Source organism: Flavobacterium sp. LM5 (assembly GCF_002017945.1).
GTDB lineage: Bacteria > Bacteroidota > Bacteroidia > Flavobacteriales > Flavobacteriaceae > Flavobacterium > Flavobacterium succinicans.
In genome coordinates this window covers 35,645-60,278 of record NZ_MUFX01000005.1, presented here as the reverse complement: position 1 = coordinate 60,278, position 24,634 = coordinate 35,645, and the positions used below count along the sequence as shown (strand labels likewise).

Genomic DNA, 24,634 nt, shown 5'->3' with positions numbered 1-24,634 from the left:
GGGTGGATTCAAGACCTTAATGCAACAGTTGGTCTTTTTAGTGATGATCAAAAATACTAATTTGGTTTTAAATTGAGGTATTTGATCTTGTTTATTTCTAGTTCCAACATGTATGCTGGTGTTTTATATCCTAATACTTTTCTTGGCCTATTATTAAGTTTATTTTGAACTTGATTTAGCTGTTGTTCGGTAATGTTATTAAAGTCAGTTTTCTTCGGAAAATATCGTCTTATTAGCCCGTTTGTGTTTTCATTTGTGCCTCTTTCCCAAGGCGAATATGGATGAGCAAAATAGATATCCATTCCTGTATTGTCTTTAAGCCATTTATGATTAGTCATTTCCATTCCATTATCGTACGTCATTGTTTTTCTTGCCTCTGGAATTAAGATGTTTAAGGTTTTTGCTACGGCTTGTGTCATGGTTTCTGATGTTCTGTCTTTTAGGAAAATGATATAAGTAAATCTTGTTTTTCTTTCAACCATTGTGGCAATTGCGCTTTTGTGTCCTAGACCTACAATTTGGTCTCCTTCCCAATGACCAAGCTGTTTTCTGTTGTCTATATCTGGTCGCATTTCTATACTAATTGCATCTTTAATTCTAGATCTTTTAGAGCCAAATCTCTTATTATTTCTTCTTTTTGAATGGCTGTAGGGTAGTAGTTTGATTAATTTTCTTCCTAATCTAGATTGTCTATGCTTGTAAATATGCTTATATATTGCTTCATATGAAATAGACATTATGGGGTCATTTGGATATAAATCTTTGATACTTCCTGCGATTTGTTCCGGTGAGTGATCATTGAGTAATCCTCTATATACAAACACTTTTAGCCTAAAATGAGTATTTATTTTGTCAAGATTTCTTTTGTTTAAATACTCTTCTTTAGCGCAAAAATCGGCAAGATGTGCTTGGTATTTATCACTAGGAATACGAATCCATTTTTTGACTTCTCTGTGGATCGAACTCCTGTTACGATCTAATTGTCTAGCGATATATAAAATTGACTTCTTTTCGGATAGTAAAGTCTCGATTATAACACGCTCTGCAAAGGTTAATCTGTTACGTTTCTTTTCCATATACAACAAATTTAAAAAATTAAAAATGTTGCATTAAGTTATTGAATTTACGTCGGTTCGGCAAAATTGCCACTAACGTTCCCGCGCTACACGCAGGCTGGGATTAAAGATGCGTAATCTTTCGGTTAAAAACAAATGTATCAAGTACAAACTATTTTCAAATTAAACCAATTGCCCAGCTTGCTTGTAGCGTGTGTTAGGGTGTGTAGCGACACGTTTGCAAAGCACGAAAGTTCATCCGTTCCAATTTTCCAGTCCAATTACATAATCTATTTCGCCTTTCGATTTCCGCTTCTGAACTTCAAACTTCATTTAATTTATAATTGGCGGAGGCGGAGCATTAAGAATTTTGTTAAAAATACTTAAATCAAATTTTTTGTTTGTTCGAGTGAATTCATGTAGGTTCTTGATTTTGATCAATGATTCTCCAAAAGAAAAAAAATGTTTTGGGCCCATGTGACCATGAATCATTAGTTTTTTGGTTTGTTTTTCAACTTTTAGATTAAAAGCATTAGTTTCTCCATCTTCGATTAAACTATTTGTAAATTTTTCTTCCTTCGGAAAAGTTATTGTATCTAAAATATTTTGAATTTTTTCTTTTTCTTCACTACTTAAGATTGTAAATGAAGTTTGTTCTTCATAAGGATAAGAATTAATATAGTAAAGCGTATCAGAAGAATTAAATTTTAAATAATATGATTCATGAATGTTCCCTTTATAAAAAGTAAAATCGTATTCTTTTTTCGGAGATTGACAATTTGAAAAAACTACTATTAAAATTATTGTTAGTATTCTCATTTTCTTCGGTTCTTTATAATTGGCACTGTTGGTTTAGTATTCTGTCAGCACGCTAACTAACTTATCATTATTTTCTTTTGCAAAACCGTCTGGTTGATGTCGACTGTGTCTTTTCAACGGAGCTATACACCCTAACGTTCCCGCGCTACACGCGGTTTGGGCCTAAATTAGCGTTATTTTTCTGATTAGCCAAAACTTCCAAATACAAAACCAATTTTCCCATTAAGCCAAAATGCCCAAATCGCTTGTAGCGTGTGTTAGGGTGTGTAGCGACACGTTTGAAAAGCACCAAAGTTCATCCGTTCCAATTTTCCAGTCCAATGTCGGCAACTTTTCCACGTTTCAATTTCGGTAACTTTTCAGTTTTCTGTTTGTCTTCGGAATTATGTTTTTCCATTAAAACTCAAAATAAAAACGAAAAATTTTTCCGCTTTCTGTTTTCCACAAAGTGATTCACATTTGCTTTTCTTTCGCATTTCGATGTCAGATTCTGAGCTTGATTAGCGTCGGCACGCTAGCTAGTTCATTACTATTTTTCAGTTGTAAAACGTCTGGTTGATGTCGGCTGTGTCTTTTCAACGGAGCTATACACCCTAACGTTCCCGCGCTACACGCAGGCTGGGATTAAAGATGCGTAATCTTTCAGTTAAAAACAAATGTATCAAATACAACCTATTTTCAAATTAAACCCATTGCCCAGCTTGCTTGTAGCGTGTGTTAAGCGGGGGTTGTTTAGTCGGAATTACAATTAAACCGCAAATTTTTCACGCTTCTGTATTTCGGTTTGCTATTTTCAACTTCCACATTTGCTTTTAGTTTTCTGTTATTTGGTTCCAATTTTCACGCTTCTTTTTTCTAAGTTTCTATTGTCAGATTCCAATTTTCACGTTTCCAATTTTCACGCTTCTGTTTTCCGAGTTTCTGTTTTTCCACTCCAATTTTCACACTTCTGCTTTTCAGGTTTCAACTTTCCAGCTTCTTTTGGCGCTTCCAATTTTCACGCTTCAGCTTTGTCAATTTCTTGCGGAAACAAATGCTTGTTTTCTAATGGATTTCTTCTGCGTAATTTCGGCTTTCAACTCCCGCTTAACGTTTGGCCGCTTGGCGATGTGGAGGATTAAGGAAGCCTAAATTTTCGGTTAAACACTAATTTTTCAAGTACAAAACCATCTTCAAATTAAGCCTAAACCCGCCATATTGCCAAACGGCGGTTATGCACTGTGCTTATTCTTCCTTAGTCTAAGCTATCACTATTTCTTAGATCGATAATTCCTAGTACAGTATAAATTGCCAACTGCAACTTTTCTTCGTCGTTTTTCATCTTCTCGGGATTTTCTAAATACCTCCCAAGTTCAAAACTTTTTCTATGTTTAAGAAGGAGTTCGTTTAGAGATTCTGTTTCATTAAAACCGGCAATCCTAAGATGATTAAAATATTCTTTTTGGAGCTTAGCCTTCATTTCATCAGATAATTCATCGTAGAGTTTAAATAAATCGTGAGTATGTCTGGGTTCTTTACCATCTTTGATAAGTAGCGATTTAAGCGCAAGTTCAAGTGAAAAAGGTAAAACGAAGTTCATAACATAATCACATCCGAGTGCTAAGGTTTCCAACCCGTTGCCTCCGTCCATCGATTTATCGTTACCCATTAATTGATGCGCAATGCTACCACCCGCTTGAACATCAACAATTACATTCTGGAGTGCCTTTCCCACCCATTGTATTGCAAGAGATTGTCCATGTAAACGATTCTTTTTTTGTGTCTTATTCATATTTGAAATTTGTTTTCGGACATGTGTAACGGCATAGGGCATAACGTTCCCGCGCTACACGCAGGTTGGGATTAAAGATGCGTAATCTTTCGGTTAAAAACAAATGTATCAAATACAAACTATTTTCAAATTAAACCAATTGCCCAGCTTGCTTGTAGCGTGTGTTGGCAGTAGTATTTTTCACCGTTTCTGTTTTTTTATAGTTAAATTTAAGTATTTTCTTCTATCTTTGGTTAAAATTCTCAACCCTATGATAACACCATTAATTACAAAACTACAAAACTGTAAAGACAGTTCAGAGCTTCAATCAATCTATTCTGAAATACTTTCCGAATACGATAACATTAATTTTCCTTCTGCCGAGTCAAAAGCTATGTCTAAACAACTTGTAACAGAACCTATTGAAATTTTTATTAATGAGTTTGATTCTGAATACCTAAGAGAACAGAATAAAAAATTGTTAGACAGTATAAAGTTATTTGACAGTATGTAAGTCTAACATATTTAATCTCTTTTCGACACTTTCAAAATCTTCTTTTTCTTTAAGTGCTACTATTTGCTCTGCGATAATAAGTTTAATTATATTGTCTGCCGATAAATTTTTTATTTCCATATTTCTTTTCGGCAGTTTACGTCTTTTAATATTACTGCCAACGTTCCCGCGCTACACGCGGTTTGGGTCTAAAGTAGCGTTATTTTTCTGATTAGCCAAAACTTCCAAACACAAAACCAATTTTCAGATAAAGCCAAATGCCCAAATCGCGTGTAACGTGTGTTATGCAGCGTTGCGACACGTCTGAAAAGCACCAAAGTTCATCCTTTCCAATTTTCCAGCCCAATGTCAGCAACTTTTCCACGTTTCAATTTTGGTCGCTTTTCCGTTTTCTGTTTGTCGTCAGAATGATGTTTTTCCATTAAAACTCAAAAAAAAAAACGAAAAAATTTTCCGCTTTCTGTTTTCCGCAAAGTGATTCACATTTGCTTGTCTTTCACATTTCGCTGTCAGATTCCGAGCTTGATTTGCGTCGGCACGCTCGCTAGCTCATAATTATCTTTTCAGTTGCAAAACGTCTGGTTGATGTCGGCTGTGTCTTTTCAACGGAGCAATGCGGCATAACGTTCCCGCGATACACGCAGGCTGGGATTAAAGATGCGTAATCTTTCGGTTAAAAACAAATGTATCAAATACATACTATTTTCAAATTAAGCCAATTGCCCAGCTTGCTTGTAGCGTGTGTTGGCAGTAGTTAATGTTTTCGAGTTGCTTTTAATCCACTGTATTTTTCCAATTTTGAAATAATTTCAGTGTCAAATCTATTTTCTATTCGCTCTTTTGCATTATCGTCAAAATCTTCTTCTTTTAGCCATTTATTATGCCTTTTAGTGAAGACGGAACGAACAGCCAATATAGTTGGTCCATTTTCATCTTGTTTCTCATTTCCATCCGAAACAAATGATACATAATACATTTCTTCAGGCTCTGATTGAAAATAAAAAATTCTTGTATCTAAAAATCCGAAACCTCTTTTTTTCCAATCATCATTAGATTTCCATTTTTCAGGAATGACAAGTTCTGGATTTTTTGCAAACAAAGTGTCTATTGCTTTTTCTATATTCTTTTTGGGTGTGGTAAAATTTCTACTATCAAAACCACCTAAAGTGCCACAATTGCAGAATATAAGGCTGAATAAAAAAAATAAGAAGATTTTAATTTTCATTTGTTTTCTGGATTCTGCTGGTTAATTACTGCCAACGTCCCGCCGCTTGGCGAGGTTGGGGACTAAATTAAGATTTATATTTCGGTTAAGCACAAAATTTCCAAATACAAGACCAACTTTAAATTCAGCCTAAAACCCCAATCTAGCCAAACGGCTGTTAGCGGTTGTACTTATTCTTTTGGAATGTAAAGTTTCTTTGTTTTTGTTTTCAAATTAAGCTCAACAATTCCTCCACGAATACCAACAAATACTTTTTCCTCACTTTTCAATGCAATTGAGTTTGGATATAAACTTCCCCAAAATTCATCTTTGTATAAAAGTTCAATTTTCAGATTTTCAATTTGATAAAAGTTTTGATAAGATGCGACATAAATAGTATTCTCAAATATTGTATATGCTTCTGGGCAATCTCCAAAATCTATAATTTTTTTGTAAGCAAATTTATTTTTTTCAATTTGTAATTCATATAAAAATCCTTCATTAATTGACATATGAGCAATTCCTTCAATAAAATAAATTTTGTTATTATAATTAAAAATAAACTTAACATTTCCAGTCTTAATTTCAATTTCTTTTTCCTTTTTATCATTCGGCTGAAAGGTTAATTTTCCGCCCCATTCGCCGTGATTAAAACCTTTTAATATTCCATTCTCTATTTTTAATTCAGTATTTCTTGAAGATGTGAATTTTTCAACTTCCAATATTCCATTTTCGTATTTAACTTGAAACTCATTTTGTGAATAATTGAGTTTTCTGCTTTCTTCACTATTTTCTTTAGGGATTTCTGTTTCTTTAAAATTTTTTGGAAGTTCCGATTGAGAACAACTTGTTAGATTGATGCACAGAATTATTAGAATTGTGTAAATTTTGTTGTTCTTCATTTTCTGTTTTTTTTAGTATAACCGCTAACGTTCCCGCGCTACATGCAGTTTGGGACTAAATTAAGCCCATTATTCGGATTTACCAAATCTTCCAAATACAAACCGTTTTTTCCATTAAGCCTAATGCCCAAATTGCTTGTAGCGTGTGTTGGGGCAGTAACAACACGCTAGTTATGCAAGAGTGAATTTCTATTCCAATATTTTATTCATATTTTCAAAAGTATTCATGGAATTAAAGATTTTATTAGTTTACTGGTTATTCCTAGTTTATAGAGATTATAGCCTGGACCGCTTATAAAATTCCAAGAAATTATAAAATAGAATAAAATAGTTGGTAAACTAGATACTAGAAAATAGGTTTGTAAATCAAATTTTGGTTTTCCAACTCTTTCGATAAAGTCTTTTTTCCAACTTTTATAATACAGTATAGATTTAAATCCAGAAAAACTAACACCAACTGCTCCTAATATTGAAAGTGGAATTACTGCATTAGCAAGATTTAGTGATGGTAGGATAATACAGAAAAAAACAAGAAACATTATAAACAAAGACAGCCATACAATGAATGCTCTTTTATTTTGCTTTGGGTATGTCTTTAATTGATGCTCTAGAATTCTATTTTTAGCCGCTTCAATTAGTGTAATAAATTCATCTGAATTTATTTCTTGTTGTTTTAGGAATTTTTCAATACCATAATCATCGTAGCCTGCATTTATTTTATCAACAATTGCTTCTATAATTTCTTTGTTCTGCATTCTCATATTAATTCATATTACTCAACTAAGTTTTTGGATATAGCAAACTCAGACTTAAGATTTGTAACTAAAACAAACTTTAATTTACCCCTAAAAACCGCAATAACGAGAAATCTGTTTTAGCGGTAGTTTTTATTAATGTCCATGTCAAGTATTCATTTATTTGTATTCTAAATTTATTTGATTGGATTAAATCAATAAAATTATCTTTCTCAATGACGTAATTTGAATTTAATAATAAAGAAGACTCATTAGAATCAAATTCATAAAAGTTTAATCTTTTTTTATTAAATTTTGTATTATAGATATGCTCAATTTCATTTGGATATAATTGTCGATAAAGAATTTTAATTTCTTCGAGGTGGACAAGTGGTCTTAATATAATTTGCTTTCCTAAATTTGATAAATCAATAACTTTGAGATTCTTACATTCAGTAATTTCATTTAGATTGATGAGTTGGCGACAATTACCTAATTTTAATTTTTTTAGTTCATTAAATTTTTCAATTCCTTTTAAAGAATTTAGATCATTCCCACATAAGCATAAGTTTTCTAATTTAAAGAGATTTAAATTTTCTAAATTTATTATTTTAGTATCGTTTATGATTAATGATTTTAGATTTCTAAATTCATTAACTGGGTTTATATCTTTGAACTCAATATGATCAATGATTAATGTTTCAAGACTAATTATTTTTTCAATATTTTCAATTGTAGGTAAAAATTCATCAAGCCTTTGTCTAATTCCAATTCCGAAACATGTCTTGTATTGATTATATAAATCAGGATAAGTGTTTAATTTTATCTTTGATTCATTATAATCTAGATTTACTAAAAAAGTTTTTTTCCAATTGTGACTTAGACTTTTCCACCACTCAATTAAATTATTCATTTACTTTTTTCTATTTTTAATAAGACATCCAACTTTAATTATTCCATCTAACTTTTGTCGGCGTTGAAAAACATTTCCTCTAAATACCGTCGTCCTATCCAAGTTTCTTGCACAATTTCAATGCCTAGTTATTGCCCCCAACGTTCCCGCGCTAAAAGCAGTTTGGGACTAAATTAAGCCCATTATTCGGATTTGCCAAATCTACCAAATACAAAACCAATTTCAAATTAAGCCAAATCCCCAAATTGCTTGTAGCGTGTGTTAGCAGAAGTTTAAAATAGGTTGTTATCTTGGATATACCCTTCTTCTTTTATTTCTTTTTTAAATTTTTCTAAGTATTCAAATTTTGACTTCACATCATTTAATATCTCCGATAATTCAGTATCATTAATTTTTTGATTTAATCCATTTTCTATATAACTAAGATATTTGTCTAGCTTAATATAAACGTCTTTTCTTTCTATAGAATCATTTTCCTTTACTAAACTTCGTATGTAATCGAATTTTTTAATAATTAACTTTAATAATTCTTTGCTTTTAACTTCGTAAGTCTCATATAAGGCAATTAAATGAAAAGCTGAAGCTTTGAGGTCATTTATAATTAAATTATTTAATACATTCTTTTGAAAAAAGTAATCAATTGATTTTAACTGGCTCTTTAGAATTATGGAAGAATTTAATTCCTTAATTTCACTTGTATTTACAATTCCATATGGATAATGAGAAAATTCTATATTTTTTATTTGTGCTTCTTCGATTAGCACTTTTAAAAATTTTTCTTTGTGGATGTTATTTACTTGCAATAAGTAGTTTTTGGTATCATTATGATTCTTACTTTCTAGTATAATTAAATCCAAAGTGGCAAATAGATTAGATAATTTTTTTAAAATTAAGGTCTTTTTTGAAGTACCAGAACTTTTAACAAACTTCTCTATTAAACTATAATTTGTCGCAACTATACTTGTTTCGATTGAATTTTCATAGGGTTTCTCAAAATCATATTTAAAAGTGTCAGGAAATTTTACTCTAATAATTTCGCTAAAAAAATCTCTGTATAAATCAACAATTTCAACGCAGATAATTTCTTCATTACTTTGAAATGATTTATTGTAGAAATCTTCAAAATCAAAATTAAAGTCCCAACCATTATATTTATCCTGATAGTCAATTATTAAATTGGTTGTAATAACTTCTTTTTCAATTCCAAATCTTGCTTGCAAAATTTTATTCATTGCAAAGCTATTTTTCTCTTTTAAAGCGTAGGCAAATAGATCATTAAAAATATCTCTGAATTTAAAATAGAGGCTTCTCTTTATTTCGATAGATTTTTCACTTTTAGATATTTCTAAAAATTTTATGTAAATGCTTCTAATAATTATTTCGAAACTTGATTGGTCAAAATCTTTAATTGCGACTAAAGATATCTCTGTAATAATTTTGAAAGAATTAGTTTCATAATCATCTTCATCTATTTCTTCACTATAAAACGATTGTGAAGCTAAAATGTTTTCATCAGTAATTGAATTAAAAAGTCTTTTTAAATTAATTCTGCTTTGAGAACTTGATAGCAAATTAATCATTACTGGGAAAATACTGATTACAAGAAGAAAAGAGAATAAAAGTGATTCAATGAAAATTAGTTTACCATAGGTTCTAAAATAATTATCAACTAAGCAGGTTTTTAGATAATTGAAAGTGTAAATTAAAAATGATACATTTAAAATAAATAACGTAAACATTACTTTTAAATGTGATTTTTTAAAGAAATCATAAAAAGCAAAACGACCAAAATATTTATTGAATATTTGGAATGATAAAAGAGAAAATGAAAAAATTATACTTAAAAGAACAACAATTGTTCGCATCAAAATTTCCACTGTTGAAATACAATTTTCAAGCGAGGGAAATTGTATCGTAAATTGAACTTCATTGATGTTTAATAAAATATTTAATACCACAATTATTAGAAAAATAAGAGTAGTTTTTTTATCTATATATATAATATTTTTAAAATTTATGTCTCTAATTTTATAGTAGTTTCTGATGAAATAATATTTAACAAAAGACCATCTATCTTTCATTTTTTTTAGTTTGTTTGGTTTGTTTTCTGTCATTAAATATTGAATTCGTCTTCTTGTGGATAAATTTCTGCTAACGTTTGCGGCTATGCGAAGTGCCTTCTTTCGCCGCTTCACTAATGATAGCTAAAATAGCCAAATTTTTTAATTTGTACTATTTTTATCTAAAAAAGCGGAAGGCATTTTGCATAGCCGCTGTTGGGGGTAGTTACTTAATTATGCACAACCATCGCTTAATTAAGTAACGGAGTTGGATAGACTACTCCTCTCTTTTTTTTTCAACACAATGCTATTCAATGAAACCAATTATTTATTGCGCTTAGCAAGCCTGCTAGGCGAAGTCAATAATAGGGGTTTTAGGGCTCTATTTTTTTGGTGATGTTTAAGTTAGCAAAAATAAATATAGTATTGACTTTGTCATTTATTTTCGATAACTTAGCCAAGTCTTTTACGTTGTCAAACGTATTGAAAGTGAACTTTCTACGATTCCCAATCGAAAGACTTGAAGCCTAAATGCTTTATTCTTCTAAACATCCCAAAAAAATATCCCGAAAATTCATTGTGAAAAAACGTCGTAGTCTAAGTGGCACGGTCCAATTACCTCCAACGTTCCCGCGCTACACGCGGTTTGGGACTAAATTAGCGTTATTTTTCGGATAAGCCAAAACTTCCAAATACAAAACCAATTTTTAGATAAAGCCAAATGCCCAAATCGCGTGTAACGTGTGTTAGGGTGTGTAGCGACACGTTTGAAAAGCACCAAAGTTCATCCGTTCCAATTTTCTAGTCCAATGTCGGCAACTTTTCCACGTTTCAATTTCGGTAACTTTTCAGTTTTCTGTTTGTCTTCGGAATATGTTTTTCCATTAAAACTCAAAATAAAAACGAAAAATTTTTCCGCTTTCTGTTTTCCGCAAAGTGATTCACATTTGCTTTTCTTTCGCATTTCGATGTCAGATTCTGAGCTTGATTTGCGTCGGCACGCTAGCTAGTTCATTACTATTTTTCAGTTGCAAAACGTCTGGTTGATGTCGGCTGTGTCTTTTCAACGGAGCTATACGCCCTAACGTTCCCGCGCTACACGCAGGCTGGGATTAAAGATGCGTAATCTTTCGGTTAAAAACAAATGTATCAAATACAAACTATTTTCAAATTAAGCCAATTGCCCAGCTTGCTTGTAGCGTGTGTTAAGCGGGGGTTGTTTAGTCGGAATTACAATTTAACCGCAAATTTTTCACGCTTCTGTATTTCGGTTTGCTATTTTCAACTTCCACATTTGCTTTTAGTTTTCTGTTATTTGGTTCCAATTTTCACGCTTCTTTTTTCCAAGTTTCTATTGTCAGATTCCAATTTTCACGTTTCCAATTTTCACGTTTCCAATTTTCACGCTTCTGTTTTCCGAGTTTCTGTTTTTCCACTCCAATTTTCACACTTCTGCTTTTCAGGTTTCAACTTTCCAGCTTCTTTTGGCGCTTCCAATTTTCACGCTTCAGCTTTGTCAATTTCTTGCGGAAACAAATGCTTGTTTTCTAATGGATTTCTTCTGCGTAATTTCGGCTTTCAACTCCCGCTTAACGTTCCCGCGCTACACGCAGGCTGGGATTAAAGATGCGTAATCATTCGGTTAAAAACAAATGTATCAAGTACAAACTATTTTCAAATTAAACCAATTGCCCAGCTTGCTTGTAGCGTGTGTTATAGGGCGGTTGTTTAGTCGAAATTACTATTAAACCGCAAATTGTTCACGCTTCTGTTGGCCAATTCCAGCTTTCACACTTTTTCATTTGTTACGTTAGAGTAGGCGAGTCCCAATTTTATATTTGCTTCACCTGTTCACTTTCGTTAGACTCTGCTTTTCAAGTTTCGCTTGGTAAGTTTCATTTTTCACACTTCAGTTTTTCACGCTTCTGTTGGCAAAGTCCAATTTTTACACTTATGTTTTCATACTTTCGTTTTTCGTCTGCTTGTCGTTAGAATCCTATTTTCAACGTTTGCTGGCACTTCCAATTTTCACGCTTCCAATTTGTAAATATTCGGCGGAAACAACTGTTTATTTTTAAATTGGATTTGCCTGCGTAATTTCTGCTCAACTGCCCTATAACGTTTGCGGCTATGCGAAGTGCCTTCTTTCGCCGCTTCACTAATGATAGCTAAAATAGCCAAATTTTTTAATTTGTACTATTTTTATCTAAAAAAGCGGAAGGCATTTTGCATAGCCGCTGTTGGGGGTAGTTACTTAATTATGCACAACCATCGCTTAATTAAGTAACGGAGTTGGATAGACTTCTCCTCTCTTTTTTTTTCAACACAATGCTATTCAATGAAACCAATTATTTATTGCGCTTAGCAAGCCTGCTAGGCGAAGTCAATAATAGGGGTTTTAGGGCTCTATTTTTTTGGTGATGTTTAAGTTAGCAAAAATAAATATAGTATTGACTTTGTCATTTATTTTCGATAACTTAGCCAAGTCTTTTACGTTGTCAAACGTATTGAAAGTGAACTTTCTACGATTCCCAATCGAAAGACTTGAAGCCTAAATGCTTTATTCTTCTAAACATCCCAAAAAAATATCCCGAAAATTCATTGTGAAAAAACGTCGTAGTCTAAGTGGCACGGTCCAATTACCTCCAACGTTCCCGCGCTACAAGTAGTTTGGGTTCTAAATTAAGATTTATTTTTCGGTTATCACTAAACATCCAAGTACAAAACCATTTTCCCATTAAGCCAATTGCCCAAATCCGTTGTAGTAGCTGTTGTGGGAGGGTTTTTTAGTTAGTTCGATTTGTTTTTTTTTAGCATTTTAACTTCCAATTTTTAGTTCCGATATTTCGCAATAGCTTAATTTTTTTTTTAGAATATATAATATTAATAATGCTCCAAACGAAAATATCTCAATCACAATCCAAGGGGTTAAATTCCTTTTTGTAGCCTCTTCTCTTGTTTCTTCTTTTTTTATAAATAACACATTGTCTGAAGTGCCAAATTGAACAACTCTTACATCTAATTCTAATGGTTTTAAATCATCGTAATTCAACGCTATTTCTTCTTTGTCCTTATTCAAATAAGACATAAAATCATAAGAATGATTGTCGTATAATCCAAATGATACTTTTTGATGTTTTATTTTGCCTTCTATAGAAGTCGAAATTCTTTTTGAATTAGATCCACTAATACATTTTTCTACCCTCATCATTTTTTCTGTATAATTGCCCGTTATGTAGCAATATTGCTTATATGCAGTAAATAAAAAAATAATTGGTAATACAGCAATATTTGTGATTAAAATCAGGTAATATAATTTAATTACTATTTTCATTTTAAAAAAAATTGATTCAATTTCAAGAGAAGACGTTTCAAGTTTTATTCAATCACTCGGATATGCGAAAAAGTCTTTTAGAGATAACCTGCGTTCGTGCGATATGTTTTTCAAGTTTCTACTTTTATTTTTTGATTGAAAACGAAAGCGTCAATTCGTCACGAATTGGCTGTGAAACTCTCCCACAACGTTCCCGCGCTACACGCAGGCTGGGATTAAAGATGCGTAATCTTTCGGTTAAAAACAAATGTATCAAGTACAAACTATTTTCAAATTAAACCAATTGCCCAGCTTGCTTGTAGCGTGTGTTATAGGGCGGTTGTTTAGTCGAAATTACTATTAAACCGCAAATTTTTCACGCTTCTGTTGGTCAATTCCAGCTTTCACACTTTTTCATTTTTCACGTTAGAGTAGGCGTGAATCAATTTCAGGTTTGCTTCGTCTGTTCACTTTCTTTAGAGCCTGCTTTTCAAGTTTTGTTTGGTAAGTTTCGTTTTTCACACTTCAGCTTTTCACGCTTCTGTTGGCAAAGTCCAATTTTCACACTTCCGTTTTCATACTTCCGTTTTCACACTTCAGATTTTCGTCTGCTTGTCGTTAGAATCCTATTTTTAACGTTTGCTGGCTCTTCCAATTTTCACGCTTCTGCTTTGTAAACGTGCGGCGGAAATAACTGTTTATTTTCAAATTGGATTTGCCTGCGTAATTTCGGCTCAACTGCCCTATAACGTTCTCGCGCTACACGCGGTTTGGGACTAAATTAGCGTTATTTTTCTGATTAGCCAAATCTTCCAAATACAAGACCAATTTTCGGATAAAGACAAATGCCCAAATCGCGTGTAACGTGTGTTATAGCATGTAGCGACACGTCTGAAAAGCACCAAAGTTCATCCGTTCCAGTTTTCCAGTCCAATGTCGGCAACTTTTCCACGTTTCAATTTCGGTCACTTTTCAGTTTTCTGTTTGTCGTCAGAATTATGTTTTCCATTAAAACTCAAAAAAAAAAAACGAAAAAATTTTCCGCTTTCTGTTTTCCGCAAAGTGATTCACATTTGCTTTTCTTCGGTATTTCGCTTTCAGATTCTGGCCTTGCTTTGCGTCGGCTCGCTAGCTAGTTCATTGTTATTATTTCAGTTGCAAAACGTCTGGTTGATGTCGGCTGTGTCTTTTCAACGGAGCTATGTGCTATAACGTTCTCGCGCTACAGCGGGTTTGGGACTAAATTAAGCCCTATTTTCGGATTTGCCAAATCATCCCAAATACAAAACCAACTTTCCACTATGCCAATTGCCCAAATCCGTTGTAGCGTGTGTTGGCAGTAGTTTTTTATTTCATTTTAACTTCAAATTCTTTTTTAACACCATAAATTGGTTCATATAGTATAAAAACATTTTCAATGTTAGAAACCCCCGCTAAAACTAAATACAAACCTTTTTCAGATATAACATTTTCAAACTTATTCTGTTTTTTGAACTCTTCTAATGTATAGTTTTCATTTTGTGATATAAATTCAAAATAATTTTTTTCACATTCCTCTGTTGAAATTAATGAATTTTTTGAATTTTCATCAAATACAATTAGTTTGTTTTTTTTGTCAAAAATTAATAATTTGATGTTATTTTCATAATTTGTATCATAAAGCTTTTTTAATACAACTTTATTCATACGAATTTCTACAAGTTCATATTTCAGATTATTTAACTCAATTATTGAACCAATTTTACTTTTATCTAATTTCAAAATTGAGTAATCTGTCAAAAAGGCTATTTCATAAAACAAACTTCCTTTTAAATTTGTTTCTTTGTTTTTACGTGTAATAGTTTGATTTTGAATAGTCCGATATTCAAGTTCCGTATTAGAATCATTCTTAAATTTACCGCCGAGATTATTAAAATAAGATTTTGACAATTCAACTTTATCCATTTTTGAATTGAATAAATTGCTCTTTACGCTATTTAATTTTACGAGGTCGAATAATTCTTCTTTTAAATAAGGAGGAAATTGAGAATTTAATATTATGTCAACTTGATTATTATCTTTTTTCTCAATTGTTATATTGGCCTTTTCAGCGAATGCATCAGCTGAATTTTGTAAAATTTCTTTTTCAGATTTTGTTTTAATATAAATGTCATCGGGGTTGTATTCTTTATATATAATTTTATAATTAGGTTGTTTTTTAAATTCTTTTGACATCTCATATTTAAACTGATAAATTTCTTCTTGAGTTTGAGAAGATGAATTAAAAAATGTAAAGATTGATATTAATGTTATAATATACTTCATATTTCTGTTTTTATGGTAAAATTACTGCCAACGTTCCCGCGCTAAAAGCAGTTTGGGACTAAATTAAGCCCATTTTTCGGATTTGCCAAATCTTACTGACACAAAACCAATTTCAAATTAAGCCTAATACCCAAATTGCTTGTAGCGTGTGTTGTAGGCTGTTTTTATTTATTTAGTTAAATATATTCCACCATTTTTTTCTGGGTTCTTTTGATATTATTTTAGGATTATCCTCGATTAATTTGCCGTCGAAATTTATCAAATATTCATTCGATTCAAAATCAAATAATCTGATTATATCATTTTCTATTTTTAGTTCAGTTTTACCTTCAATATTTACCCAAATATCTCTTCCTCCAAAACTCCAAACTATTTCTCCATTTCTTGTGATTCTTTTAATTTCTAATTCGCCACGAGTAATGAAATCATTTTCAATTTTATAAAATTCAAAAACCGTAGCAAAATCAAATTCTCTTCTCCATTGTAATTCCAAAGTCGGTATTTCTAAACAGTAAATTTTATTACAAACTCGAATCCAAATTTTGTCATCCTCAATGATAAAAGAATTTTCAAATATTCCAGTTCCTCCGCCAACTTCACAAATTATAGCACTTGAAATTTCGGTTTCAAATTCTTTAACAATAATTGCGTGCTTGCTGTTCGGATAAAATCTGTCTTCTTGATGTTCACCTTCAAAATAAACTTTGTCATAGAATCTTAAATTATCGACTGAATTTAGAGTGTAGTTTGGCTCGTCAAATACCTCAATTTCGTAGTTCTTATACTTCAGTTTCATTTAATTATACGGTTTTTTTCCAAAATAGCCTACAACGTTCCGCCGCTTCTCGTCAGTTGCGAAGTTCGGAACGAATTATTTTCTGTTAAAGATAAAAATTCTTGCGAAACGTATACGTGAACTTACCACAAAATTCGCAATTGCGAGAAACGGCTGTTAGCCGTTGTTTTTTTTATTTCTTTTTTGTTTTTTCAATATGTTCACAAACTTTATTCAATTCTGTTATTAAATTTTTAATTGTAAACTTTTTTAATGGTCTCATTAGAGTATTTTCGTTTAAGTGTTTATTCAGTAAAGTTTCCAAGTCTTTTAATAATGCTTTATCGTTATATAAATATTCTCCAATGTTTGTAGAAGTATAACGAGAACCAAGTAGTTCAGTAATGGTTTCAATTGTTTGGTTCTCTGCATTTACTATTTTTGAGAATAATGTATCTGCAACTATATATTTGAACAAGTCAGTTGATAGATTGAATTTTTGGAATATCTCATCTATTAACTTTTCATCATTGTTTTCAATATATTTGATAAGTTCATTGCTTTTTTTAGCGTCTTGTTCTTTTTTAATTTTATTATGAAATTCTTTTATTAATTCCCTGATTTCAGCAACTTGATCATTGTCTGCTTTGAAATGGAATAGATTGTCAAAAACGCTTTGGCTTATTTCTTTTCTCTTTGAACATTCAGTTAAACCTTTAATAATAAATTCTTTAATTTCTTTTTTAGAAAGCGTTATTAATTTATTTTCTTCAAAGTAATAATAAAAATTTGCAATTTGTGAATAGTCATATAAAGAGTAATCTCCTTTTTCGGCATAAGATTTTACTTCGACACATAATTTCTCAAAATCATTGTCAGAAAGCATTCTAAATTTGTAATTAAGCAAAGTATTGAATGCAATTGATTCTGGTTTGCCAAATTCAGCATTGTTTTTATTTGTTAATTGTGTTTTTAAACCTTCTTCATTCAAATATCCTGAAAGAATAAAAGAATAAATTGAAGGGTAAAAAGCATATTCCTCTTGTCTTTTATCTAAATAGGTTTCGTTAAATATTTCTTTTTTTGATTTTGTTTGTTCTCCATCTGGTCCATTTTTTTTAAGCAAAGTTCTTGACAAAATTGACCACTTATTATAGCCTGCAAATTCTTCAAAGTTTTCAAATTCTTTAGAAGTAATTTTTCCGCTTTTGAATTCTATTGTAACTATAATAGAAAAGAGAATTATTTCTTTTATAAATTTTTCATTTTGGTTTAAAATTATTGGATGAATTTTTGCTAAAATTTCTAAATAAAAACTAACAGTTCTCAAGTTTTGTTGTTCGTATTCTACCAAAATATCAGTTGTATACTTTTCATGTTTTACTAAAAAATCATAAAAGTCAGGATTTGAAGTTTTGTATTTTATTAATAACTTGGGTAATGTTTCTTTTATATCGAGCTTGAAATTTATTATTCTACCAATTAATTTTTCTTTAATGTTATTATAGCTTTTATCTTTTTGAGATTTGTCAATCTCTTTTTCATCAGTAAGTATTATAGTTTTTAAATTTTTATGTTCTACATAATTATTGATAAATCCTAAAACCTCTTTTACAGGAATCTGACTTCTTTCTAAATCATCAAAGCAAATTATGTATTTTGTAAAATTAAAAGCATCAACACTCACGCCTTTGAAAATATCACTTATACTACTTTTAAGAAAATATGAACTAGCTTTATTAATAACGTTTGTAACTAGAGTTGTTGTGTTTTTCAATAAACTACTTTCTTTACTTCCTATGAAAGGAATTAGTTTAATAAATAACATATGTTCTAATGTTTCAATTTTACTTATCCCATTTAATGAAATATAGATTTCTTTATACTCGTTTTGTTTTACTATTTCTTTAAGTGTATTTTTCCAAAAAAATGATTTTCCGCTTCCCCAATTACCATTTAGCATTAAAGCGTAATTTGTATTTTCGGTTTTTAAATAATCATTAAATATCGATTTTATGTTTTCAGTATTCATTATGAATTCTCTTTTTAGTGTGGTGAGCGAAAATAACGGCTAACGTTTGCGGCTATGCGAAGTGCCTTCTTTCGCCGCTTCACTAATGATAGCTAAAATAGCCAAATTTTTTAATTTGTACTATTTTTATCTAAAAAAGCGGAAGGCATTTTGCATAGCCGCTGTTGGGGGTAGTTACTTAATTATGCACAACCATCGCTTAATTAAGTAACGGAGTTGGATAGACTACTCCTCTCTTTTTTTTTCAACACAATGCTATTCAATGAAACCAATTATTTATTGCGCTTAGCAAGCCTGCTAGGCGAAGTCAATAATAGGGGTTTTAGGGCTCTATTTTTTTGGTGATGTTTAAGTTAGCAAAAATAAATATAGTATTGACTTTGTCATTTATTTTCGATAACTTAGCCAAGTCTTTTACGTTGTCAAACGTATTGAAAGTGAACTTTCTACGATTCCCAATCGAAAGACTTGAAGCCTAAATGCTTTATTCTTCTAAACATCCCAAAAAAATATCCCGAAAATTCATTGTGAAAAAACGTCGTAGTCTAAGTGGCACGGTCCAATTACCTCCAACGTTCCGGCGCTTGGCGAGGTTGCGAAGTTCGGAACCGATTATTTTCTATCAAAGATAAAATTTCTTGCGAGAAATAAACGTGAATTTACTACAAAATTCGCAATCTTGCCAAACGCCTGTTGTAGGTAGTTTTTATTCAAATATTTTCCACCATTTTTTAGTTTCTTTTCGAATAATATTCGGATTTTCTTCAAGTAATTCTCCATTGAAACTTAGAATATATTCATTCGACTCAAAATCAAATAATCTTATTTTATCATTTTCTATGCTCAATTCGGTTTTGCCTTTTGTGTTTACCCAAATATCTCTTCCTCCAAAACTCCATACGATTTCTCCGTTTTTTGTGAATCTTGTAATTTCCATTTCGCCGTGAGTAATAAAATCATACAGGTCAATATTTAGTTTCATATCTTTGAAGTCAACAAAAAAGCTTTTTTATGGATATTTTTAAAGGACAAAACCTCATAGAGTTTGCTGAACGCTTCAAAACAGATGAGAATTGCAAAGAATATTTGTCTGTTTTGAAATGGGAAAATGGGTATACTTGTCGAAAATGCGGTCATAAAAAGAGTCAAATCCGTAAGGATTTTTCAAGAACATGTAACATATGTAGTGATACAGAATCCAGTACTGCAAATACCTTATTTCACAAAGTAAAATTTGGTTTACGAAAAGCATTTTTCATTTGTTTTGAAATGGGAACCACCACAAAAAGTCTTTCGGCAATGCAGATGAGTGTGCGCTATGGTGTTCAGGAAAGTACGGCCCGATTATTTATGCATAAAGTAAGAGAAGCTATGAAATCCAGTGGTAATAATCCCATTGATGGGATTGTTCATGTAGATGAATTTGTGGTTGGAGGATATGAAGAATCTAAACAAGGAAGAAGTTACGATAGTAAAAAGAAAAAGTCCGTTTGTGCAGTAGAATTAACCCCTGAGGGGAAAGTGAAACGATTTTATGCTTTAAAAATAAACGATTTTTCGGCAAAATCACTCAGAAAGATATTCGAGAATCACATCGGTAAAGAAGCAAAAATAACCACTGACAATTGGAAAGGGTATAGACCGATTGCAAAGGATTATAATATCACACAAATCCCGAGCGAATCAGGTAAAAACTTCAAAGCTTTACACACGATGATACATCAAATTAAAACTTGGATAAGGACAACATATTCATGGGTTAGTGAGGGAAATATTGAACGCTATTTCAATGAGTTCTGTTATAGAATAAATCGTTCACAAAACAAAGACACAATATTCAATAACTTAATCAAAAGAATGGTCAAGTCTGACAATATTACACATAAGCAAATTATATGTAATTAAATATTGACCTCTATAAAATCATTTTCAATTTTATGAAACACAAAAACAGTTGCGTAATCTAATTCTTTGCTCCATAGTAACTCTAAATTTGGTAATTCTAAACAGTAGATTTTATTGCAAACTCGAATCCATATTTTGTCATCCTCGATTATAAAGGAATTTTCAAATATGCCAGTTCCACCACCAATTTCACAAATTATTGCACTTGAAATTTCTGTACTTAATTCTTTAATGATAATTCCATGTTTGCTTGTCGGCTGAAATCTATCTTCGTAATCTTTTCCTGTAAAATATACTTTATTGTAAGTTCTTAAATTATTAACTGAATTTAGCGTGTAATTCGGCTCATCAAAAACCTCTATTTCGTAATTTTTATAATTCAGTTTCATAGTTTCTGCGGGTTCAAAATTACCTACAACGGTTCTCGGCTTTGTCGTCGTTGCGACTTATGAAAACGAATATTAATATTTTAAACTAAACGAAAATGAAAAACGATAATTCCACTAAACAAAGCAATGCGTCAAAACCGATGTTAGCAAATCGGTTTTCTCACACATTAGAAAATTGCTTATTTGCCAAACAAGAATTACTAAAAGATGGCTTTACAGATGATGATTTTTATTTACACGATCTTTCCTATTCTGATAGTTATTTAGATAATGAACCGATGATGAAATGCGATGACGATGATTGTTTTTCGGCTTTAGAATTATACAAACAGAAATGTTTTTCAGAGGAAGAAGATGAAGATAAAATGATAGAGTTCTTTTTACGTGAGGGAATTTAAACTGTTTGCTAACGTTCTCGCGCTACAAGCGGTTTGGGACTAAATTAGCGTTATTTTTCTGATTAGCCAAAACTTCCAAATACAAACTAATTTTCCCATTAAGCCAAAATGCCCAAATCGCTTGTAGCGTGTGTTAGGGTGTGTAGCGACACGTTTGAAAAGCACCAAAGTTCATCCGTTCCAATTTTCCAGTCCAATGTCGGCAACTTTTCCACGTTTCAATTTCGGTAGCTTTTCTGTTTTGTGTTTGTCGTCGGAATTATGTTTTTCCATTAAAACTCAAAATAAAAACGAAAAATTTTTCCGCTTTCTGTTTTCCACAAAGTGATTCACATTTGCTTTTCTTTCGCATTTCGATGTCAGATTCTGAGCTTGATTTGCGTCGGCACGCTAGCTAGTTCATTACTATTTTTCAGTTGCAAAACGTCTGGTTGATGTCGGCTGTGTCTTTTCAACGGAGCTATACACCCTAACGTTTTGCGGCTTGGCGAAAGGCGGGCATTTTACCACAAATGCTCGTGCGGAGCAGTGCATTTGACTTAACCACAAAAGTGTCTGCGGAGTACGAAACCCCGCCTTTTGCCAAACCGCTGTTACCTGCTGTTATTTTTGTGTCCACCAAGTTGGAAAATCATTTATAGTTAATAAGTAATTGTCAACTTCAGCCTCAGAGATATGGCCTAAATTTGATAAAGGAATTAACAAATCATTTTTTAGGGATTTATTTAATTCGTCAAGAAAAGTTCTTTGAATAAAATCAATACTATTTAGTGAATATGCAAAATAATTATTAACCATGAAGTGTGATTCTCCATTATGAGCAATGTAGTTCGTAAGTTTTGTATTGTTTATTGAGGCAAGTGCTAAATTAGTTTTCAATGAACCTTTGAAACGTTTAGTGTATGTTAGATCATCTGTTCTTTTTAGCAAAGCACCCAAAATATGCTTTTCATTTATCTGAATATCTATGCTGTTATATTGATTATTTGCAATTACACAGAAAATATTTTCGTATGAGCCTTGACTATTGATATCATAAGACCTATGCCAACTATATTCAAGATTATAATCTGTAATCTCAAGAATTTTCGTAGGTTTTAGTGTTATTTTATTATAAACTAAACCAGGTATGTTTGAAATAACTACCTCGTTTACGATTGTTATTGGTTTCGAAAACTGGATGAAATAATGGATAAAATTATCTGCAATAATAATTTTCTTGTACTTTTTAATTTCACTAATAAATGACGGATTAGAAAAATATTTCTGCAAGAGCATTGGAGATATTAAAGCAAAACTTATTTCTTTATTTATTGATGGAGTGATAATTTTATTAAAATTGAGTTTTTCTTGTTTTAGTGTGTTGCAATCAATTAGATTAAAATCTATACTTTCAGTCAGAAATTCATATTCCTTTTTATTCCCGCTCAATACGTTTCCTCTTGCCGAATCCAAAAACATTGGTAAAATTGCTGTGTTTGCAGGTTTTTGAAAATAATCAACTATTGTTTCAATAATTGTATTTCTCAAATTCAATAGTTTTTCATCTTCTTTAACACTGTTTCTAGAAGCTCTTAAATTTAATTTATTCTCAGGAAGTATGTTTATAAAAAATCTACAAAACTGGAGCCAGCCTATATTCAACTTAATATTGTTATTAGACTTTGACGTAATGGTAAAGCCCTGCTGCGATATTTTATTTTGAGCAATTATTTGTTGATGTTGACCCTTATGAATAACAATAAAACCTTCTAACCAACTGACACTTGATAATTCAATAACCAAAATATCATTAATTGCCTTATACTCTTCTGGAACTTCAATGCTTGATTTGCTTAATATAGTTTCATTATTATCAATATTAACTGAAATAGGAATTATTTGGTGTGCTGTATTTTCATTTATTATGTCGATAATATTTTTAGTTTTCAGTTTTAGATTGTATGCCTCGTGAAGTTTAAGTGTTATTCTTGTCCCGAATGAGCCTTTTGTTCCTCTTTTTTCATCAATATATCTATCTTCAAGAAAGAGTGTGTAATTTATTGGAATACAACTTTCCAATCCTTTTTTATACTTAAGCGATTGGATATTTATTGTTTCTGAAACCATAAAACAGGAAAGTATTCCAATGCCAAAATTACTTATTGGAGTGAATTTTAGGTGCTCCTTTTCGAAGCTCTTACTTTTATAAAAACTATTTCCAATTTTTAACACGTATTTTTCAAAGGTGGTGGTATCTATTCCGATTCCATTGTCCTCAATTTCCAAAATATTTGTTGTGGTGTCATATTTTATATGTATTTTAGCTTCATATGCTTCACCATCAATTATACATAGCTCTTGTCTATATTTACAGGCATCATAAGCATTTTGGAGTAATTCTCTTATAAATATATCTGGGGTATCGTATAGTTCTGTTCCCATTAATATATTCAAAACCTTTTTATAATCTAAATCTAGTTTTAAGTCGGTATAAATATATGATCCATCGTTTCTAACATTTATTAATACGTTGTTTTTTAAATTTAATTTATATTCCGAGTGCCCTTTAGCTTCAAGAAGTGCAATAGATTCTCTTCTTTCTATTTCTATCCAATTTACAAATTCTCTAACTCCTCTTTCAATTTTTGAATTTGTGCATTTTGCATCAAATCGAATTTCATTTTCACTAAACCTTTTGCCTTCAATAGAAAGATGTTTTGCCCATTCTTGTCTACTGATTTTATTTTCCGGATTTATATGTACAAATAAGAAATAAGGGGTTCTATAGATATCAAAATCTAAAATATCACCAAGTCTTAGTAAAATTGATAAGTATTGAATATTTACAGAATGGTGTTCAATCAACTTTTCAGTAGGGTATTTTTCGGAGTCATATAACTTCTCGATGGGAAGACTATGACTTTCAATGACGTTTTTTACCCAGTCAGAAATGTCGATGCCTTTAAATTCAAAATCAATTTTATATGTAGAGAAATCCTTTTTGAAATTGTTGATATATTCTAAACTTCTTTGAACATGAGTTCTACGAATATACTCTGTCAGAATTTCATCTTCATCTGCTCCTTTGTCGTATTCGAGCAATATATTTTTGAATCCTTCTCTTTCTTTTATTTGAATCGCTTTTGTTTTATTAATAACCATTCCAATATCATGTAAAATAACAGCTTGAAATAGAATAGTCAATTCAACAATATTTAAATGAACGTCTGATGGAATTATATTATTTATATTATCTAAGATGGCTTTGCAGTGTTTAATGTCATGCAAAGTATATTCTGCCATATATGAAGGAATTCTGTTTGAAAGAATTTCTGCTACTGGAATTAAGTTATTTGAAAGGTTATTTGACAGCGGAAATGATTTTTCTCCAAATTCCTTTGTCTCAAGTTCCTGTAATTTTTTGTATAGGGCTGTGTCTTTCATTTTTTAATATATCGTCTTTATAATAGCAGGTAACGTTCCCGCGCTACACGCGGTTTGGGTCTAAATTAGCGTTAATTTTCGGATAAGCCAAAACTTCCAAATACAAAACCAATTTTCCCATTAAACCAATTGCCCAAATCG

Annotated in this window: 17 protein-coding genes; 2 read left to right on the top strand and 15 right to left on the bottom strand. The window is 31.3% G+C overall.

Features of this window, described 5'->3' with window-relative positions:
- Positions 1-56 precede the first annotated feature (56 nt).
- The 13 genes from BXU11_RS14080 to BXU11_RS14005 all read right to left on the bottom strand — a co-directional run bounded on the left by BXU11_RS14080 (position 57) and on the right by BXU11_RS14005 (position 19,357).
- Positions 57-1,076 (bottom strand): IS30 family transposase, encoded by a 1,020-nt coding sequence (locus tag BXU11_RS14080; RefSeq protein ID WP_078213003.1) that lies wholly within the window; start codon positions 1,074-1,076, stop codon positions 57-59.
- Between the two features lie 312 nt (positions 1,077-1,388).
- Positions 1,389-1,874, bottom strand: a complete 486-nt coding sequence (locus BXU11_RS14075; RefSeq protein WP_078213002.1) for a hypothetical protein — start codon at positions 1,872-1,874, stop codon at positions 1,389-1,391.
- 1,234 nt (positions 1,875-3,108) lie between these two features.
- The gene (locus tag BXU11_RS14065) at positions 3,109-3,645 is read right to left on the bottom strand and encodes a HEPN domain-containing protein (protein WP_189318537.1); all 537 of its coding nucleotides are present in this window, start codon (positions 3,643-3,645) and stop codon (positions 3,109-3,111) included.
- 1,247 nt (positions 3,646-4,892) lie between these two features.
- Positions 4,893-5,363: a hypothetical protein gene (locus BXU11_RS14055; protein ID WP_078212998.1), complete on the bottom strand. Its 471-nt coding sequence runs from the start codon at positions 5,361-5,363 to the stop codon at positions 4,893-4,895.
- A 170-nt stretch (positions 5,364-5,533) separates the two neighbouring features.
- Positions 5,534-6,244, bottom strand: a complete 711-nt coding sequence (locus tag BXU11_RS14050; RefSeq protein ID WP_078212997.1) for a hypothetical protein — start codon at positions 6,242-6,244, stop codon at positions 5,534-5,536.
- Between the two features lie 224 nt (positions 6,245-6,468).
- Positions 6,469-6,999 (bottom strand): hypothetical protein, encoded by a 531-nt coding sequence (locus BXU11_RS14045; protein WP_139363515.1) that lies wholly within the window; start codon positions 6,997-6,999, stop codon positions 6,469-6,471.
- Between the two features lie 79 nt (positions 7,000-7,078).
- Entirely contained in the window at positions 7,079-7,891 is an 813-nt protein-coding gene (locus BXU11_RS14040) for a hypothetical protein (protein ID WP_078212995.1), read from the bottom strand.
- 272 nt (positions 7,892-8,163) lie between these two features.
- Complete coding sequence (locus BXU11_RS14035; protein ID WP_139363514.1) at positions 8,164-9,972, bottom strand: hypothetical protein; 1,809 nt, start codon at positions 9,970-9,972, stop codon at positions 8,164-8,166.
- 2,797 nt (positions 9,973-12,769) lie between these two features.
- Positions 12,770-13,285 carry a hypothetical protein gene (locus BXU11_RS14025; protein WP_078212992.1) on the bottom strand — a complete coding sequence of 172 codons (516 nt, stop codon included), beginning with the start codon at positions 13,283-13,285 and terminating at the stop codon, positions 12,770-12,772.
- Positions 13,286-14,611: 1,326 nt separating this feature from the next.
- A complete protein-coding gene (locus BXU11_RS14020; protein WP_078212991.1) occupies positions 14,612-15,568 on the bottom strand; it encodes a hypothetical protein in 957 nt (318 codons plus the stop codon).
- 172 nt (positions 15,569-15,740) lie between these two features.
- Positions 15,741-16,364, bottom strand: a complete 624-nt coding sequence (locus BXU11_RS14015) for a hypothetical protein (protein WP_078212990.1) — start codon at positions 16,362-16,364, stop codon at positions 15,741-15,743.
- A 172-nt stretch (positions 16,365-16,536) separates the two neighbouring features.
- Positions 16,537-18,375 (bottom strand): P-loop NTPase fold protein, encoded by a 1,839-nt coding sequence (locus tag BXU11_RS14010; RefSeq protein ID WP_078212989.1) that lies wholly within the window; start codon positions 18,373-18,375, stop codon positions 16,537-16,539.
- A 706-nt stretch (positions 18,376-19,081) separates the two neighbouring features.
- A complete protein-coding gene (locus BXU11_RS14005; protein ID WP_078212988.1) occupies positions 19,082-19,357 on the bottom strand; it encodes a hypothetical protein in 276 nt (91 codons plus the stop codon).
- Positions 19,358-19,386: 29 nt separating this feature from the next.
- On the opposite strand from BXU11_RS14005, the gene BXU11_RS14000 reads away from it, so the two are divergent.
- A complete protein-coding gene (locus BXU11_RS14000) occupies positions 19,387-20,280 on the top strand; it encodes an IS1595-like element ISFsu1 family transposase (RefSeq protein WP_078212331.1) in 894 nt (297 codons plus the stop codon).
- Here the strand turns inward: BXU11_RS14000 and BXU11_RS13995 are convergent.
- Positions 20,277-20,669 carry a hypothetical protein gene (locus BXU11_RS13995; RefSeq protein WP_078212987.1) on the bottom strand — a complete coding sequence of 131 codons (393 nt, stop codon included), beginning with the start codon at positions 20,667-20,669 and terminating at the stop codon, positions 20,277-20,279. The genes BXU11_RS14000 and BXU11_RS13995 overlap by 4 nt on opposite strands.
- Before the next feature lie 95 nt (positions 20,670-20,764).
- Between BXU11_RS13995 and BXU11_RS13990 the strand changes: the two genes are divergently transcribed.
- On the top strand, positions 20,765-21,067 hold the full coding sequence (locus BXU11_RS13990) for a hypothetical protein (RefSeq protein ID WP_078212986.1): 303 nt from the start codon (positions 20,765-20,767) through the stop codon (positions 21,065-21,067).
- A gap of 603 nt (positions 21,068-21,670) precedes the next feature.
- Here the strand turns inward: BXU11_RS13990 and BXU11_RS13985 are convergent.
- Positions 21,671-24,493 (bottom strand): ATP-binding protein, encoded by a 2,823-nt coding sequence (locus tag BXU11_RS13985; protein ID WP_078212985.1) that lies wholly within the window; start codon positions 24,491-24,493, stop codon positions 21,671-21,673.
- Positions 24,494-24,634 lie beyond the last annotated feature (141 nt).